The sequence below is a fragment of the Salininema proteolyticum genome (assembly GCF_042685645.1).
Classification (GTDB): domain Bacteria; phylum Actinomycetota; class Actinomycetes; order Mycobacteriales; family Micromonosporaceae; genus Salininema; species Salininema proteolyticum.
The window spans coordinates 4,844,273-4,861,214 of sequence record NZ_JBHUNX010000001.1 but is presented as its reverse complement, the minus strand read 5'-3'; the positions used below and the strand labels follow the sequence as shown (position 1 = coordinate 4,861,214).

General features: G+C 69.2%; 13 protein-coding genes, 1 tRNA gene and 1 pseudogene. 11 read left to right on the top strand and 4 right to left on the bottom strand.

All coding sequences use genetic code 11. From position 1 onward, the window contains the following. Positions 1 to 152: 152 nt before the first annotated feature. Both ACFTE1_RS22765 and ACFTE1_RS22760 read left to right on the top strand, forming a co-directional pair. Positions 153 to 1,532 carry an aldehyde dehydrogenase family protein gene (locus ACFTE1_RS22765; protein ID WP_380619092.1) on the top strand — a complete coding sequence of 460 codons (1,380 nt, stop codon included), beginning with the start codon at positions 153 to 155 and terminating at the stop codon, positions 1,530 to 1,532. A 58-nt stretch (positions 1,533 to 1,590) separates the two neighbouring features. After that, positions 1,591 to 1,678 (top strand) — tRNA-Ser (locus tag ACFTE1_RS22760). A gap of 240 nt (positions 1,679 to 1,918) precedes the next feature. On the opposite strand, the gene ACFTE1_RS22755 is transcribed toward ACFTE1_RS22760, so the two are convergent. The 4 genes from ACFTE1_RS22755 to ACFTE1_RS22740 form a co-directional block, all read right to left on the bottom strand. Continuing rightward, positions 1,919 to 2,356 (bottom strand): hypothetical protein, encoded by a 438-nt coding sequence (locus tag ACFTE1_RS22755; RefSeq protein WP_380619094.1) that lies wholly within the window; start codon positions 2,354 to 2,356, stop codon positions 1,919 to 1,921. Between the two features lie 97 nt (positions 2,357 to 2,453). Next, complete coding sequence (locus ACFTE1_RS22750; RefSeq protein ID WP_380619096.1) at positions 2,454 to 4,301, bottom strand: potassium channel protein; 1,848 nt, start codon at positions 4,299 to 4,301, stop codon at positions 2,454 to 2,456. 86 nt (positions 4,302 to 4,387) lie between these two features. Then, a complete protein-coding gene (locus ACFTE1_RS22745) occupies positions 4,388 to 5,395 on the bottom strand; it encodes a GNAT family N-acetyltransferase (protein WP_380619098.1) in 1,008 nt (335 codons plus the stop codon). 87 nt (positions 5,396 to 5,482) lie between these two features. Further along, positions 5,483 to 6,658, bottom strand: coding sequence for a lytic transglycosylase domain-containing protein (locus ACFTE1_RS22740; protein WP_380619100.1), 1,176 nt, complete (start codon positions 6,656 to 6,658; stop codon positions 5,483 to 5,485). Positions 6,659 to 7,385: 727 nt separating this feature from the next. On the opposite strand from ACFTE1_RS22740, the gene ACFTE1_RS22735 reads away from it, so the two are divergent. The 9 genes and pseudogenes from ACFTE1_RS22735 to ACFTE1_RS22695 all read left to right on the top strand — a co-directional run bounded on the left by ACFTE1_RS22735 (position 7,386) and on the right by ACFTE1_RS22695 (position 16,897). Next, positions 7,386 to 8,996 (top strand): adenylate/guanylate cyclase domain-containing protein, encoded by a 1,611-nt coding sequence (locus tag ACFTE1_RS22735; protein ID WP_380619102.1) that lies wholly within the window; start codon positions 7,386 to 7,388, stop codon positions 8,994 to 8,996. A gap of 93 nt (positions 8,997 to 9,089) precedes the next feature. After that, positions 9,090 to 10,373: a glutamate-1-semialdehyde 2,1-aminomutase gene (hemL, locus tag ACFTE1_RS22730; protein ID WP_380619104.1), complete on the top strand. Its 1,284-nt coding sequence runs from the start codon at positions 9,090 to 9,092 to the stop codon at positions 10,371 to 10,373. Next, positions 10,370 to 11,023 carry a histidine phosphatase family protein gene (locus tag ACFTE1_RS22725; protein WP_380619106.1) on the top strand — a complete coding sequence of 218 codons (654 nt, stop codon included), beginning with the start codon at positions 10,370 to 10,372 and terminating at the stop codon, positions 11,021 to 11,023. The genes hemL and ACFTE1_RS22725 overlap by 4 nt, the downstream gene beginning before the upstream one ends. 60 nt (positions 11,024 to 11,083) lie before the next feature. Beyond that, a complete protein-coding gene (locus ACFTE1_RS22720; protein WP_380619108.1) occupies positions 11,084 to 11,686 on the top strand; it encodes a TlpA family protein disulfide reductase in 603 nt (200 codons plus the stop codon). Then, positions 11,683 to 12,429 (top strand): cytochrome c biogenesis CcdA family protein, encoded by a 747-nt coding sequence (locus ACFTE1_RS22715; RefSeq protein ID WP_380619110.1) that lies wholly within the window; start codon positions 11,683 to 11,685, stop codon positions 12,427 to 12,429. The genes ACFTE1_RS22720 and ACFTE1_RS22715 overlap by 4 nt, the downstream gene beginning before the upstream one ends. Before the next feature lie 12 nt (positions 12,430 to 12,441). Continuing rightward, positions 12,442 to 13,998: a cytochrome c biogenesis protein ResB gene (resB, locus tag ACFTE1_RS22710; protein WP_380619112.1), complete on the top strand. Its 1,557-nt coding sequence runs from the start codon at positions 12,442 to 12,444 to the stop codon at positions 13,996 to 13,998. Further along, positions 13,995 to 14,993, top strand: coding sequence for a c-type cytochrome biogenesis protein CcsB (gene ccsB / locus ACFTE1_RS22705; protein ID WP_380619114.1), 999 nt, complete (start codon positions 13,995 to 13,997; stop codon positions 14,991 to 14,993). Before resB ends, ccsB begins: the two co-directional genes overlap by 4 nt. Positions 14,994 to 15,076: 83 nt before the next feature. Then, positions 15,077 to 15,274 (top strand): hypothetical protein, encoded by a 198-nt coding sequence (locus ACFTE1_RS22700; RefSeq protein ID WP_380619116.1) that lies wholly within the window; start codon positions 15,077 to 15,079, stop codon positions 15,272 to 15,274. A gap of 78 nt (positions 15,275 to 15,352) precedes the next feature. After that, positions 15,353 to 16,897 (top strand): annotated as a pseudogene (locus tag ACFTE1_RS22695) (serine/threonine-protein kinase). Positions 16,898 to 16,942 lie beyond the last annotated feature (45 nt).

The following is a 16,942-nucleotide window of genomic DNA, read 5'->3' as shown; positions in this document are numbered from 1 at the left end:
CACCACCCGTTGATAACACCGATTACGTCTCGTCGGCTGTTCTTCACTCGCGTGTCGTGCGCGGTTTCGCTCGTGACGGTTGTTACACTTTTCCGAGACGATAAGTTACTCTAGGGTTTCCAGCGCCCCGCTGGACCGGTAGTCTCGACAGCATGGAGACTGAGAAAACTACCGATGCCGTGGAGCGGCTTCGGGCCTATTTCTCCGCGGGGAAGACGAAGCCCATTCCCTGGCGGCAGGCCCAGCTGGACGCCCTCCTCGCCATGATCGAAGAACGCGGCAGGGACATAGCCGACGCCCTGGAGGCCGACCTCGGCAAGGCCGCCGCGGAGTCCTACCTGACCGAGATCGACTTCACCAAGGCCGAGATCAAGCACCTGCGCCGCCACCTCTCCTCCTGGACCCGCCCCAAGCGCACGCACACCCCCTCCTACCTGCGGCCCGCGCGGTCCTACACGCTCCTCGAACCCCTCGGGACCGTCACCGTCATCGGACCGTTCAACTACCCGTTCCAGCTGGTGCTCTGCCCGGTCGCCGGGGCGCTCGCCGCCGGCAACACCGTCATCGTCAAGCCCTCCGAGCACTCCCCCGCCACCGCCGAGCTCGTCGAACAGCTGCTCGTCGAATACCTGGACGAAGAGGCCGTCGCCGTCGTGCAGGGAGGCGTGGAGGAGACCTCCGAGCTGCTGGCCCAACGCGTCGACCACATCTTCTTCACCGGCTCCTCGCGCGTGGGCAAGATCGTCGCCAAGGCCGCCGCCGAGAACCTCACCGGCTACACCCTGGAGCTGGGCGGCAAGAGCCCCGCCATCGTCGAGCCCGGCAGCGACCTGAAGGCCGCCGCCAACCGCATCGTCTGGGGCAAGTTCACCAACGCCGGGCAGACCTGCATCGCGCCGGACTACGTGCTGGCCGTCGGGGGCTGCGAAGAGGAGCTGACCGAGGAGCTGGGCGAGGCGGTGCGGCGCATGTTCGGCAACTCCCCGGCCGAGAGCCCCGACTACGGGCGGATCGTCAACACCGACTCCTTCGACCGGCTCGCGCGCTACCTGGACGACGGCAAGGCCGCCGTGGGCGGGGGACGCAACCGCGACCGGTTGTACATCGCGCCCACCGTGCTCACCGACGTGAGCGTCGACTCGCCGGTCATGCGCGAGGAGATCTTCGGGCCGATCCTTCCCGTCGTGCCCGTGGAGACGCTGGAGGACGCCGTCGGGTTCGTGAACCGCGGCGAGAAGCCCCTCTCCCTCTACGGCTTCTGCGCCTCGGAGTCCTCCAAGCGCAAGCTGCTCACCCGCACCTCGTCCGGCGCGGTCGGGTTCGGCATCCCGCTGGCCCACTGCGGGGTTCCCGGCCTGCCCTTCGGCGGAGTCGGCCACTCCGGTCAGGGCTCATACCACGGCAAGTACTCGCTGGAGGCGTTCAGCCACCGCAAGTCCGTGCTCGACAAGCCGCTCATGCCCGACACCATGGCGTTCGTCTACGCGCCGTGGACGTCCTTCAAGCAGAAGGTCATGCGCAAGCTCATGTAAGCCGGAGCACAGGACCCCCCTTCGATTCCCGATGCGGAGATCCTGTAGTCTGGTTCGCGGTGGCGTGTCTGAGCGGCCGAAAGAGCCCGCCTCGAAAGCGGGTGTGCGGTAACCCCGCACCGTGGGTTCAAATCCCACCGCCACCGCTCTGAAAGAAGGGCCACGACCGGCGAGGTCGTGGCCCTTCTGCTATCCCCGCCCGAAACTTTGACCGCTGTGCGGGCGGGGGACGTCCTGCTCATTCGGGATCCCCGCGCCGCTCCTGCTCCCGACCGCTGTGCGGGCGGGGGAACGTCCCCGTTCAGCGAAGGCGCGGCGCACCGCGCAGATCCAACACCGGAAAAGGCCCGGCGCCGAAGCGCCGGGCCCTGCTCGATAACGCCGGACTACTCCATCGAGGGCATGTCGAAGTCGAAGCCGCAGAACTTCCAGGCGTCGTCCTCCTTGACGAACTTGGCGTCGACGGAGGTCTCCTCTCCGCCCTCTGGCTTGCCGGTGAGCGTCACCGTGGCGTTGTCACCGTCTATCTTCTCCTCGCCGACGGTGATCTCGACGTCGTCGCCCGCGCCCTCCTTGAGGTCGTCCACGTCGAAGTCGCCCTCGGACTGGTCCTTGAGGTCGCCGCAGAAGTCGTCCTCGGTGATGTCACCGCTGACGAGGTCCTCGGCGAGGCTCTTGGGCGAGGCGGAGTTCTTGAAGACGAAGAAGTACAGGAGAGCGCCTACCACCAGCAGGACGACGACGATCACGATCGCGAGGAGCGGGCCCTTGCCGCCCTTCTTCGCCGGGCCGCCGGGCTGCTGGTTCGGGTCCTGGTAGGTCATGGGTTCCTCTTTTCGGGTCGGGAGGATCGGACCCGCACAGAGTAAGGGGCGCTTGCCAGCACCGGGCCGACATACGACCGCATACTCCCGATCCCCTTCAGTCGGAAGGCGAACCCGTGATCCGCTCCAGATGCGCGAGCCCGGCCTGGGAGGCGAGCACGAGAAGCCTGTCCCCCACCGCGATCACATGCTCCCGGTCGGGGTACCAGATGTCGCCGTAATGCTCCGTCTTCACGGAGGGCTCGATCACCTCGCCGTTGTCCCCGATCGTCGGGCGCCGCAGGGCGACGAGGCGGTAGGCGCCGGGCTCGTTGAGCCGGTCGGCGGTCAGTCCCACCGCGTCGGACCCGGCCTCGACGCCGATCTGCGCGATGTGGACCATCTGGCCCCGCACCGGGATCGTGGCGAGGATCTGGTCGTCGGTCACCAGCGCCGCGAAGGCGGCCGCGGCGACCCGGGGCGCGCTCCAGGAGGAGTGGCGCCGCGTCTCGAACCGCTCGTCCCGGGACGGCGGCCCCGACCGGCGCCGGCGCCGCTCTTGGAAGCGCCGGTTGAGGTTCTGGCGCACCAGCTCGGCGAACTCCTCGTCGTAGATGCGCAGCACGGTGTGGACGTCCGGCCGGCAGCTGATGGCCGACAGGGCGACCTCCAGGTTCGCGGAGTCCTGCTTGGCCATGGCGACCACCGAAATGCACTGCTGCACCCCGGCCTCATGGAGGACTTCGGAGCTCCCGGCGTCGCCGAACAGGACCTGCGCCCCGCAGGCGCGCGCCGTCTGCACGCCGGGCACGTCGCGGTCCTTCTCGATCGCCACGACCTGCTGCCCCTGCGCGCGAAGCAGTTCGACGACCCGCGTGCCGATGTTCCCCAGCCCGACGACGATGACGTGGCGCCGCACCGGCTCCACGATCCTCCCGGTGGCCAGCGCGTACTTGCGCCCGACGAGGGCCTGCACGATGGCGCCGGTGACGACGGGGACGAGCAGCGACCCGGCCAGAGTCACCGAGGCGTGCGCGAACCGCGTCCACGGCTGGGCCCGGAGTTCGGGGTCGATGCCCCCGCCGGCGGCGAGCGAGATGATGTACAGCGCGTCGTAGGTCGTCAGCGGCTGGTCGGGGTTCTGGCCGTAGACCCGCAGGAGGACGATGCCGGTGATGAGGATGACGGTGAGAGCCAGGGCGGCGAGCCGCAACTTGATGTCGACGGTGCGCCGGAACTCCCGCAGCACCCGCCTCAGCGCGCGCCCGGCCCTCTTGCGGAAGCGGCGCAGTGCGGGCGAGCGCGAGCGCGGCAGGAGCCTCAGGTAGCGCGCGTTGGCGAGGTCCTCGTCGGGCAGGATCTGGACGTGGGGCCGTTCCCCTTGGGCGATGGCCCATTCGGTGCCTCCCTCGGGGCGGTTGCTCACGAGGAGCTCCCTGCCCCACAGGCGGATCTTCCCGGGCGGCACGTGCAGTTGGGCGGCGGCGACGTAGGTGGGGGCGACCATGTCGGCGTCGGACTCGATGTAGAGGTCGTCCTTGCCGACGAGGTGTTTGACGCGGGAGCGCAGTTGGCGGTTGTACATGCGGATGATGAGGCGGGCGCGGTGGCCGTCCTCTCTCGCCGCCAGGTTGTTGCTCAGTTCGCGGATCTTGAGGGCCAGGTGGAGGTTGCCGACGTCGTCCTGGGCGAGGAGGACGACGGCGTAGGCGTCTTTGAGCCCGGCGTCGGCCACCGTCTCGGTGTCGATGTGCTCGGCCTCTTGGACGCGGATGAGGTCGTTGCGGGACTGGGCGGCGCGGATGGCCGTGCGCTGGAAGCCGGGGCCGGGTTTCAGCACGGCGGTGACGGCGAGCCCGAAGTTCTCGGTGGTGCTCTTGATGAACCGCAGGGCGAGGCCGGAGTCTCCGACGACTATGACGTGTTTGGCCCCCGGCGGCGGCCAGTTCGGGCGGAGCGGTGCCATACTCCGAGTGTAGCCTTGCGCGACAATATTATTACAGTGTCGTCTATGCTTAATTTCGCCTATATGCGGAGGAAGAAGCCCTGATTCTAGGCCAGGCGACTCTTAAGGTCCGAAATGGATATCTCGTAGTCGTACCAGTTGACGTCGTGGACGAAGCCCAGCTGGCCGTTGACCCAGTTCATGTCGTGGGCCTCGGGCGCCGTCCAGGTCTGGACGTCCTCCAGACGCGGTTCGCGGTGGCGCAGTTCGAGCAGCAGCGCCGCCTTCATCGTCATGGTCAGCCCGTAGGAGCGGTGTCCCCGGGCGACGACCGTGTCGTACTGGTCGGCCCTCGTGGGCCGCTGGCTGGAGACGACCAGCTCGGTCAGCCCGACGACCTCGTCGGTGCGCTCGTTGATGGCCACCATGATGTGCGGGCGCATGCCCCGGCGCCGCAGGGTCGAGAAGGCGGTGGCCAGCTGGTCGGCCTCGGCCGAGGGCCGCCACTCGGGGAGGGAGACGACGGGCGCCTCGGGCGTGTGCAGGTGCGCCTTGACGTCCGCGTAGGAGTCGGCGTACGAGGGCGGGACGCTTCCGGGGAAGTAGCGCAGCTCGTAGCCGGCCGCGATGCGCTTGGCGGCGGTCTCCATGTACTCCCAGTCGATGCCGTCCCAGGGCAGCAGGTGGCGGTGTTCGAGGTCGGCGATGGTGAAACCGAGGTGGTTGTAGAAGCCGACGGCGGGCGTCGTGGCGATGACCTCGGTGACCATGACCTCGCACTGGCAGGACTCGGCGACGTCGGCCGCCGCCGCGAGCAGGGCCCGCCCCACTCCCTTGCCGCGGGCGCGGGGCCGGGTGGAGATCTCGACGATGGCCGTCTCCTTGTCCGTCAGCGTCGTGAGGACGCAGTGGCCGAGGAAGTCACCGTCCTCGACAGCGACGAGCAGGCGGCGGTGGGACCCGGGGACGGTGTTCTCCAGGTAGTCGCGCATGTGGTCGTCGGTCCACCGGGGCTCGCCCGGCATGTCGGACTCGGTCATCGCGTTGAGGACCTCCCGCCAGCGGCGAAGGTCCTCGTCGGCCATGGCCGCGGGTTGGCGTTCCTCGATCCGCATCGACCCTCCTGGTTCTTCGTCCAGCGTGTTCGGGGGAGTCTTCCATTTTAGGCGAGGGCGGTCGCCCCCGAAAGACGTGAGGGGTGATCAATTGCTCTGGCGTCCGTAGGAGTCCGCCCTCGCGTAGACGTCCCGGACGTAGCTGTCCTCGTGGTTGTAGGAGAAGACGGCGTCGTACCAGTCTCCGGGGTCGGACAGGTCGTGCCCGTCGGCGCAGAGGTAGTCGGCCGCCGCGGTGGTCGCGTCGTCGATGTTGTGCGGACTGGCGGTGCCGTCGCCGTTTCCGTCCGCCTGCCAGGTGGCCCAGGTCGGCGGGATGAACTGCATGGGCCCGGCGGCCTTCATGCGTTCACCCCCGACTTCCACCTCGGGGCCGTAGATCTCGTCGGCGGTGTCGCCGTTGCCGGTCACGCGGGTGCCGCCGGTGGTGCCGTGGTTGGTCTCGACCGATCCGATGCCCGCGAGAGTGGTCCAGGAGAGGTTGCAGCCGGGGTTGGAGCGCGCGCTGACGAGCTCGGCGCGGCCGTAGGCCTCCAGGACCCGCACGGGGATGCCGAGGTCGCTCAGGCTCTCGGCCCAGGCGGTGACGCTGTCGGGGGCGGAGCCGGGGCTGGGGCTCCCGCTCGGGGACTCGGGGTCGTCCGGCACGGGGGCCACGTCGACGGGGCGTCCGGACTGGGGGACGCTGTCGAGGTCGGAGAAGTAGGGGCGCTCGGAGGCCTCGGGTTCGGGCGGTTCGCCGAAGGACCAGTCGGGGCCGGAGCGGGGGCTGACGAAGGCGCCGACGGTGAAGAGGAGTCCGACCGCGGCGACGGTGACGGTGGCCTGGACGGCGAGGCGGCTCGCCGGGGAGGTCAGCCGGCGGCGAAGCCAGCCGGCTCTGCCGGGGGCCTCGGAGGCCGGCGCGGCGGGATCGGCGGAATCGGCGGGATCGGCGGGATCGGCGGGATCGGCGGGATCGGCGGGATCGGCGGGATCGGCGGGATCGGCGGCCGAAGTTTCCGCCGCCGCGTCGTCGCCCCCGGAATCACCCGAGGAATTCTCGTCTTCACCGCCCCGGCGCTGCCCGGGAATCCCAGGCTTGGCATTCGGGTCGGCCGGCGGAGTCGCGGAAGCGGCGCCGCCGTCCTTCTCGGGCGCACCGGCGGGCCGGACGTCCACTTCGGGCGCCTTCGGCTCTCCGAGGGGTCTTCTCTGGTCGGGGATCTCGGCGGCGGCCTCCTCCGGGCCGCCCTGACTCCGACGTCGTTGCCTGAACCACACATCCGTGAGTATCTCTCACTCGTTCCCGCGGCCGCAATCGGGCAATGGTTTTGAGAATTTCTTGGACTGCCCGCCACCTGCCCGCCCCCGGCTCGTTGTCCAGTTCGGGGAATAGACCCGCAGTGAGGTCGTCCCTGGACGATTCGGCTTCTGTAATGGGGCGCGGAGCATTAGTATCTGCGTTGAGCCGGGTGGTCCGGGCGATGCCGGAGCGCGTTCTCATTGTGGCGGTTTGGTTCACGCACTCGACAAATAAAAGGTGGCTCTACGCAGTGGCGGTCGTCGAGTCCCATTCCACCGACGGATGGGGCCGCACGGCGCCGCCGGGGGCGGCCGGGTGAGCCCGAAGCCGTCCCGCCCGCGGACCGCCCCGGCGGCACGCCGACAGCGCCGTCGGCGTCGAGGGCTGCCCACCTGCCGTTGAATCGCGCTCGCCACTGCGGGGAGACAGAAAGCGACTACACCGGTGGACACGACGAACCTTCCAGAGGCCAAACCGACGCATGAACCGACACCGCGTCCCGAGCCCGACACCGCGCTGGGGGCGACGCGAGAACCGACAAGCCCGTCCGAGCTCCCGACGGCTCCCGAACTGACACGCCCGTCCGAGCCCCGGACCGCCCCGGAGGCGACCCGCGAACCGACACCCGAACCGACTCCGGCGCCCGGGCCGTCGCACGCTCCGGCGCCCGACCTTGAACCGACACCGACAGAATCGGGGCCCGCCATGCCGCCGACCACGACCACCCGCCCGGCGCGCCTGCCGTCGGGCTTCCTGACCTTCGCCATCACCGACATCGAGGGCTCCACGCCCCTCGCCGGCGAGCTCGGCGACGACGACTACGCCGAGCTGATCCGCCGCCACCGCTGCGTCATTCGCTCGTGCGTTCGACGCCACGGCGGCCACGAGGTCGAGACGGAGGGCGACTCGTTCCTCCTCGTCTTCACCCAGGCCCTGGACGCCGTCCGCTGCGCCATCGAGATACAGCTCGACCTGGCCGCCGCCTCCTGGCCCCGCTTCGGGCGCCCGCACCCGGTCCGCCCCCGCGTGCGCATCGCCCTCCACAGCGGACACGCCATGGCCGCCGAGCACGGCTACGACACCATCGAGATCCACAAGACCGCTCGAATCTGCTCGGTCTCGCACGGCGACCAGATCGTCGCCTCCGAGCAGTGCCGCGCCGCCGCCGACTTCGACCGCGTCAGCCCCTTGGGAGACTTCCTCCTCAAGGGGCTGAAGGAGTGCCTGACGCTCCACCAGGTCCACGCCCCGGGCCTCCCCGAGGAGTTCGCCCCGCCGCCGGTCCCGCCCCGGCGGCACAACCTCCCGCAACCCTATTCGCAGACCATCGCCCACGGCGTCCAGCTGGGACTGCTGAACCGGGCGCACCGCTGCCAGCGGCTCATCACCCTGAGCGGACTGGCGCGCTCCGGCCGGACCACCACCGTCCTGGCCTGGGCCCGCAACCACCTCGACTCCTACCTCGGAGGCATCTGGTACGTCCCGCAGTCGCACCTGGGGCTGGGGATCCTCTCGGCCCTGGGGCGACCCACCGAGCCGCTGCGCGACCCGCTGTCCACGGCGATCGACCACCTGCGCGCGCGCCACGCGATGGTCATCCTCGACGGCCCCCGGACACCCCCGGCAGCCGACATCGAACGGCTGCTCGACGAGTGCCCGAACGTCCACGCCATCGTGTGCGCCCCGGAGAAGCTGGGCATCGCGGGCGAAGCGGTGATCCCGCTGCGCGGACCGTCGGTCGAGCTGTGCGCGCGCATGTTGCGCCAGCTCGTCCAGGCACGCGGCGCCGAACTCGGCGACACCGACGCCCGCCGGGTCGCCGCCGCCGTCGACTGTTTCGTCCCGTCACTGGAGCTGGTCAGCGAACTGGTGGCGCTCAGCGGGGCCGCCTCGGCCCTGCAGCAGCTGGGGCGCAACCCGCGCGAGCTGTTCCGCGACTCGATCGTCGCCGACAGCGTGCACCGGTCCCTGCACGCGCTGACACCCGCGCAGCACGGCTACTTCCACGCCCTGGTCAACCGGGGCACGGGAGCCTTCACCTTCACCGACCTGATGCGGGTGGGCAAGGTCCACCGCGCCTCGTTCGGCGACGTCAAGCGGCTGATCGACATGACGCTGCTGATACCCGGCGTGGACAAGTCCTACCGGGTGCCGCTGCCGGTCCGGTGGATGGTCACCCCGTCGTTCGAGGAGAGCGACGCGGCGCTGCTGTCCATGTCGACCCTGCCCAGCGCGCTCGGCGAATGCGAGAGCGCCGCCCGCACGCCCGCCTACCTCAACGACTCCATGGTCGTCGACACGGTCCTCTACTCCTAGACGCGCCGTCGCGCTCAGGCATGCCGTTCCGCGCCCGTCGCGGACCCCGGCGCGCCTGAGCGCGATATCGCGGTCACATCTAAGCTGAGGACCATGCGGAAGCACACTGAATCCGAACTCTGCGCCGAGCGCGCCGCCACCGTCATTCCCGGCGGAGTCAACTCACCCGTCCGCGCCTTCGGAGGCGTCGGCGGCACGCCCGTCTTCATCAAGGAGGCCCGCGGCAGCCGCCTGATCGACGTCGACGGCAACTCCTACCTCGACCTCGTCGGCTCGTGGGGGCCGATGATCCTCGGCCACGCCCACCCCGAGGTCGTCGCCGCCGTCCAGGAGGCCGCCGCCAAGGGCACGTCCTTCGGCGCCCCGACCTCTGGAGAGATCGACCTCGCCGAAGAGATCACCTCCCGCACCAACTGCGAGGAGATCCGCCTGGTCTCCTCCGGCACCGAGGCCACCATGAGCGCCCTGCGCGTCGCCCGCGGCGCCACCGGCCGCGACAAGGTCGTCAAGTTCGCCGGCTGCTACCACGGCCACGCCGACGCCTTCCTCGCCGCCGCCGGCTCCGGCGTCGCCACTCTCGGAGCGCCCGACTCGCCCGGCGTGCCCGCCTCGGCCACCGCCGACACCATCGTCGTCCCCTACAACGACATCGACGCCGTCGCCGCCGCCTTCGAACAGAACGAGGGGCAGATCGCCGCCGTCATCACCGAGGCCGTCCCCGGCAACATGGGCTGCGTGGCCCCCGCCGACGGCTTCAACCAGAAGCTCTACGACCTCACCCGCGCCAACGGCGCCCTCCTCATCAGCGACGAGGTCATGACCGGCTTCCGCGTCGGCCCCGGCGGCGTGAAGGCCCCCGCCGACCTCTACACCTACGGAAAGGTCATGGGCGGCGGACTGCCCGCCGCGGCCTTCGGCGGCCGCCGCGACCTCATGGAGCAGCTCGCCCCCGTCGGCCCGATCTACCAGGCCGGCACCCTCTCGGGCAACCCCCTGGCCGTCGCCGCCGGGCTGACCACGCTCCGCCTCCTCACCGACGACGTCTACGAGAAGCTCGACGGCCTGGCCGAACAGATCGGAAAGATGGCCTCGTCCGCGCTCTCCGAGGCCGGTGTGGCCCACTACCTATCGGCTCCGGGAAATTTGTTCAGCATATTCTTTTCTGAGAATCGGGTAACGAATTTCAATGAGGCGAAAGCCCAGAACACGGGACAATACGCCGCCTTCTTCCACACCCTTCTGGAAGAGGGCGTCCACCTCCCGCCGAGCGCCTTCGAATGCTGGTTCGTTTCCGCAGCTATGACCGGGGAGGACCTGTCACACCTCGAGACCGCCTTCTCGCGGGCCGCCCGGAAAGCCGCTACAGTGCGGTTATGACCGGCTCCAAAACCATCGTCCACCTCCTCCGGCACGGGGAGGTCCACAACCCCGAAGGCATCCTCTACGGACGCCTCACCGGTTACGGCCTCTCCGCGCTGGGACACGAGATGGCCATCGCGGCCGCCGAGTTCCTCGCCGGCCGCGACATCGTCCACGTCGCCCACTCCCCGCTGCTGCGCGCCGAGCAGACCGCCGAGCCCGTGGCCGCCTCCCACCGGCTCGACCCGCACATCGACGCCGACCTCATCGAGCCCACCAACGTCTTCGAGGGCAAGCGCGTCTCCGTCGGCGACGGAGCCCTCCGCCAGCCCCGCTACTGGTGGCACCTGCGCGACCCCTTCACCCCCTCCTGGGGCGAGCCGTACCTGTCCGTCGCCCGGCGCATGACCCACGCCATCGAGGCCGCCCGCCGCCAGGCCCGCGGCTCGGAGGCCGTCCTCGTCAGCCACCAGCTGCCGATCTGGACCGCCCGCCGCTTCACCGAGCGCAAGAGCCTCTGGCACGACCCCCGCAAACGCCAGTGCGCGCTCGCGTCGGTCACCTCCCTGCACTTCGACGGCCCGGCCGTCAGCCACATCGACTACGCCGAGCCCGCCGCCGCGCTCATCCTCAAGTCGGAGTCCGCCAAACACGCCAAGGGCGCCTGAGCCGCAGGCGCGAAGAACCCTCCGGGATCCAAAGCCCAGCCCACCGGGAAGGAGATCGCCATGGCCCTGAGCCGCCGAGCACTGCTCACCCGAGCCGCGATCGTCCCCGCCGCCGCCCTCATCCCCCTTGCGGGATGCTCGGGCTCCGACGACTCCAACAAGGTCAACGAGATCAACCGCGCGCGGTACACCAACGCCGACGGCGGCAACCTCCGCTGGGACGACCCGGACCGGCCCCAGGCCCCCGACGTCAGCGGCGAGACCCTCGAGGGCGACCACATCGCGGCGACCGACTTCACCGGGCAGCTCGTCGTCGTCAACTTCTGGGGCTCCTGGTGCCCGCCGTGCCGGCGCGAGGCGCCGCACCTGGTCGACAGCGCCGAGAAATGGCAGCCGGGCGGCGACGTCCAGTTCCTCGGCGTCAACATCCGCGACTCCGTCGACTCCGGCAACGCCTTCGAGGAGCGCTTCGGAGTCCCCTACAGCTCCATCAACGACCCCGGCGGAGCGATCGCCAACAAGTTCGCCGAGGTCGGCGTCTCCCCGACCGACATCCCCGCGACCATCCTCATCGACCCCTCCGGCAACATCGCCAGCATCTGGCGCCAGCCGATCGACGAGAAGACCCTCAATGACGACATTGAGAAGGTACTGAACGAGTGAACCTGCAAGAAATCGCCAGCAGCGGACCCCTGTTGGCAGGGGCCGCCGTGGCCGCCCTGGCCGGCCTGGTGGCGTTCCTGTCCCCGTGCACCCTGCCGCTGATGCCCGGCTACGTCTCCTACGTGACCGGCCTGTCCGGCGCCGACCTGGAGTCCGGCAAGAAGAAGGGCCGGGTCCTGCTCGGCTCCAGCCTCTTCATCCTCGGTTTCAGCGCCGTCTACGTCTCCACCGCGTTCGCCCTGCAGAGCGTGGGCCGGATCTTCACCGACGCCGCCAGCTCCCGGGCGATCGAGATCGCCGGAGGGATGGTCATGATCGCCATGGGGGCCATGTTCATCGGCATGATCCCCCTCGGCAGGGGCTTCCAGGTCAAGTGGCGCCCCGCCGTCGGCCTGGCCGGAGCCCCCCTCTTCGGGGCGGTCTTCGCCATCTCCTGGCTCCCCTGCAGCTCCCCGGTCCTGTTCGCCATCATGTCCTTCGCCTACACGCAGGACGGCACCGGACGCGGCGTCACCCTGCTGCTCGCCTACTGCCTCGGGATCGGCCTGCCGTTCATCGCCGTGGCCGTCGGATTCAGCAAGCTGACCGGGGCACTCGACTTCTTCAAGCGCCACAGCCGGATCATCACCACCGTCGGAGGCGCCATGCTCATGGCCGTCGGCATCATGCTGACCACCGGCGCCTGGACCACGTTCGTCAACTGGCTGCGCGCCACCGTCGGCACCGGCGTCGGCCTGATATAGGAGGCACCGACAGTGTGGTCTAGAACCAAGAGCTTCGCCCGCCGCTGGTGGCACCAGCTCACCAGCATGCGGACGGCCCTCCTGCTCCTGCTGGCGCTCGCGCTGGCGTCCATCCCGGGCTCGGTCTTCCCGCAGCGCACCATCGCCCCGGAGAAGGTCAACGCCTACTACCTCGAGAACCCCGACCTGGCCCCGTGGCTGGACCGGATCTGGTTCTTCGACGTCTACTCCTCGCCGTGGTTCTCGGCGATCTACCTCCTCCTCATGGTCAGCCTCATCGGCTGCATCACGCCGCGCATGAGGGACATCATCCGCCAGCTGCGCCAGAGGGTCCCCGACGCGCCCTCGCGGATGTCCATCCTCCCCTTCCACAGGAAGGGTGCCTCCGTCCCGACTCAGGAGGCCGCTCGCAAGGCCCTCAAGTCCGAGCGCTGGCGCACCACCGTCCACGAGAAGGACGGCGCCACCACCATCGCCGCCGAGAAGGGCTACCTGCGGGAGGTCGGCAACCTCGCCTTCCACATCTCCCTCGTCGGCATCCTCGTCGGCATGGCGATGTCCAGCTTCTTCACCTGGTACGGCTACCGGATCCTCTCCGAGGGCCCCCAGCAGGCGTTCTGCAACAACCTCCAGCAGTACGACGAGTACGGCCTCGGCCCCTACGTCGACGAGAACGAGCTGCCCGCCTTCTGCCTGGAGCTCCAGGACTTCCGCTCCGAGTTCCAGAAGGGCCAGCCCACGCAGTTCGAGGGCGACATCAGGTGGACCCACGACGGAGAGGAGGGCGACTACACGATCCGGGTCAACCACCCGCTGTCCTTCGACGGCACCAACGTCTTCCTCATCGGCCAGGGCTACACCCCCGTCGCCACCTACACCGACAAGTACGGCGCGTCGACCACCATCCGCGCCCCGTTCCTGCCGGACGACGCCGCCATGAACTCGCAGGGCGCTCTCAAGTTCCCCGACGTCAACATCGACCCCGAGACCGGCGAGGCGGACACGCTCGGCCAGGTCGGCTTCGAGGCCACCCTCGTCCCGACCTTCGACCCCGACACCGAGATGCTCCTGGGCAGCGAGCCCGAGCTGAACAACCCGGTGCTCGCGCTCAACGCCTTCCGGGGCGACTTGGGCATGGACACCGGACTGCCGCAGTCGGTCTACACCCTCGACGAGGGCATGATGGAGAAGGGCCTGCTCGAACCGGTCGACGGCGAGACCCAGGTCATCGGCGTCGGCGACACCTACACCCTCGACGACGGCTCCACCCTCACCTTCGACGGCGTCGAGCAGTACGCCGTCCTCCAGGTCCGCTACGACCCGTCCCAAGGCATCCTCCTGGGCACGGCCATCCTCCTGATGGTCTCCCTGGTCCCGATGCTCGCGGTGCGCCGCCGCCGCTTCTGGGTCCGGTTCAACGCCGACGGCACCGTCGAGTACGGAGGTCTGACGAAGACCGAGTACGACGGCTTCCCCGACGAATGCGCCGAGCTCATCACCGATATCGCTCCCGAAGACGACAAAAGCTCCCAGCCCACGGGCTCTGAATCGAAGGAACAGACATCATGAAAGGCACCGAGGTCGCCAATGCCCTATTCGTAGGCGCCATCATCGTCTACGCCGTGGCCATGCTCGCCTCCGCCGTCGACTTCGCCTTCGGCACTTCCGACAGAGAGGTCAAGGCGAAGAAGAGGGAGCGCGAGCTGGCCGCCGTGGGAGCCGGAGGTTCCTCCTCCGACTCGGACGGCGCCGACGACGGGCCGAAGCGCGTCGCCGGCGCTCCGCTCGACGTCAAGGCCGCCCACAACGCCGGCCGCGTCGGCGTGGTCCTGACCGCGCTGGCGACCGTCTCGCTGATCTCCTCGATCGTCGTGCGTATCTCCTCCGTGGGGCGCTTCCCCTGGGGCAACATGTTCGAGTACACCGTCGGCGTGGCCTCCGTGGCCATGACGACCTGGCTGTTCCTCATGTGGCGCGGGCAGATCCCCCGCCGTCTGAACGTGTTCGCCGCCTTCACCATCACCATGCTGCTGGGCGCCTCCGTTCGCTACTACGTCGAGGCGGGGCCGCTCGTGCCCGCGCTGGAGTCGCCGTGGATCGTCATCCACGTGACCGCCGCGATCATCGCCTCCGGCATTCTCACCGTCGGGTTCATCTACGCCGTCCTGCACCTCATGAAGCGCCGCTACGACGCCCTGGTCTCGGACGGCAAGTCCCCGAACTTCCCGATCAACCTGGCCGCCAAGTTCCCCGACGCGAAGAAGCTGGAGAAGCTGACGTTCCACACGCACGTCTTCGCCTTCCCGCTGCTGACGTTCGGCATCTTCGCCGGGTCGGTCTGGGCGCACTACGCCTGGGGCCGTTACTGGGCCTGGGATCCGAAGGAGGTCTGGGCGTTCATCTCCTGGGTCGTCTACGCCGCCTACCTGCACTCCCGCGTGTCGGGCCGCAGCCTGAAGGCCTGGGCGCCGTGGATCGCCATCATCGGGTTCGCCGTGACCCTGTTCAACCTGACGGCCGTGAACCTCGTGTTCCCCGGCCTGCACTCCTACTCGGGAGTCTGAAACACACCGACGAGGATGGAAACGGCGGCCCCGCGTGTCGCGGGGCCGCCGTTCTCGTGCTCGGGCCCGTAGTATCGGTGGCCATGGCATCGACTTCCCACCACACCCGACCGATCGGAACCTTCACCATCCTCGTCGCCCTGGTCCTGATCGGCATACATGCCCTGTCCGGCGGGTACCGCGTCTGGCCGATCGCGCTGGCCGTCATCCTCGCTCTGATCGGGTCGGCCCTGCGCATCGAAGCGGCCATCAGGGAATCGGGGTACCGCTCCAGAGGTTGATGCCTTTTCGCTGCGGCAGTAGCCTGCGAACAGAACGACCTTCTGTTCCCGTCCTCTCCTCAGCAACGGAGCACCGACATGAAGCCCCGCGATCCGTCGTCCCCGCCCTCGCTCGGCGGCTACCGGCTCCTCGCCGAGCTGGGCGGCGGCGGCATGGGCAAGGCTCATCTCGCCGGAGGGCGCGACGGAGGCCTCGTGGCCGTCAAGCAGATCCATGGGCACCTGATCTCTCTGGACGGTTTCAGAGCCCGCTTCCGGGAAGAGGTCCGGGCCTCGCAGCGGGTCGCGTCGAGCCCGTACACCGCGTCGGTCGTCGCCGCCGACACCGAGGCGGAGGCCCCCTGGCTCGCCACCGAGTTCGTCTTCGGCCCCACCCTCGCCGAGGCTCTGGCCGCCGCCGGACCGCTGGACGAGGGCTCCTTCGTCCGCCTCGCCGCCGGACTGGCCTCTGCGCTGGAGACGGTCCACGACGCCGGCATCGTCCACCGCGACCTCAAACCGTCCAATGTGCTGCTGGCGGACGAGGGCGTGAAGGTCATCGACTTCGGCGTCTCGCGCGCCCTGGACTGAGACGGAGCGCAGACGCTCACGCAGACCGGGTTCGCCGTCGGCTCGCCCGCCTACATGTCGCCCGAGCAGGTCGTCAACCGGGGCGTCTCCCCCGCGAGCGACCTTTTCGCGCTCGGGTCCCTGCTGGCCACCGCCGCACTGGGGCAGAACCCCTTCGACGGCGACTCGCTTTACGCCGTCCACGGCAAGATCCTCGAGCACGAGCCCGACCTCAGCGGGCTCTCGCAGAGGATGCGGCAGATCATCGCGCCTTGCCTGGCGAAGGACCCCGGCGGCCGACCCTCTCCCGCCGCCGTGCTCGCGGCCGTCGGCGACGTGCCGGCGAAGGTCCGGCCCTGGCCGATGGAGGTGCACTCGCTGATCGAACGGCAGCGGGCCGACGTCGCCCGTCTTCTGGAGGGGACCACGGTCGACCTGGCCGCGCCTAGCGAGGGGACGGCGCCGACCCTCGTGGACCGCCTACCGTTCCCGGCCTCGGCGGATACTACGGCCCTGCCGGCGTCGGCGAGCGGAGAAGACTCCCCGCCGCAGCGGAACTCCGATCCGACGATCGCCGTCCGGCTGCCGGAACCGTCCGGAGCTTCCGGTCGCGTCACCGACGGCGCCGGCATGCCCGCTACGCTCCGCATCGCACGGCGCCTTTATCTGACGGCGGCCGTGCTCATCAGCTTCGGTGTCCTGGCGAGCCCCGCCATTGAATACAGCTACCTGTATCCGTTCTTTTCCTTCGAGCTATTGTTCAGTGACTACAGTTCGTCCCTGGTTCCGAACCTGTTGCTCGGCGGCCTGACAGTGGCCGGCATCGTCGCGGGGCTGCACCGGATGAGGCGGAGCATGTTCCTCTTCCCGGCCTGTTCCGTCGGCATGGCGTATCTCTGCTGGGTGAACTTCGCCTTGGTCCTCGACAGGCTGCAGCTCTACCATGGCCCAGTGCTCTTCCTCGGCCGTTTCCTGCTGGTCGGAATAGTATTCGTCTTCTGGACGGCGTTCATCGCCGCGGCCCTGGTCCTCTCGCCCGCCGCCCGAAACTGGACGGACCAGAGTCTCGAATAGAAAACGGTGAGACCGTTGTCGACGGCCTCACCGAAAGTTCCCCGC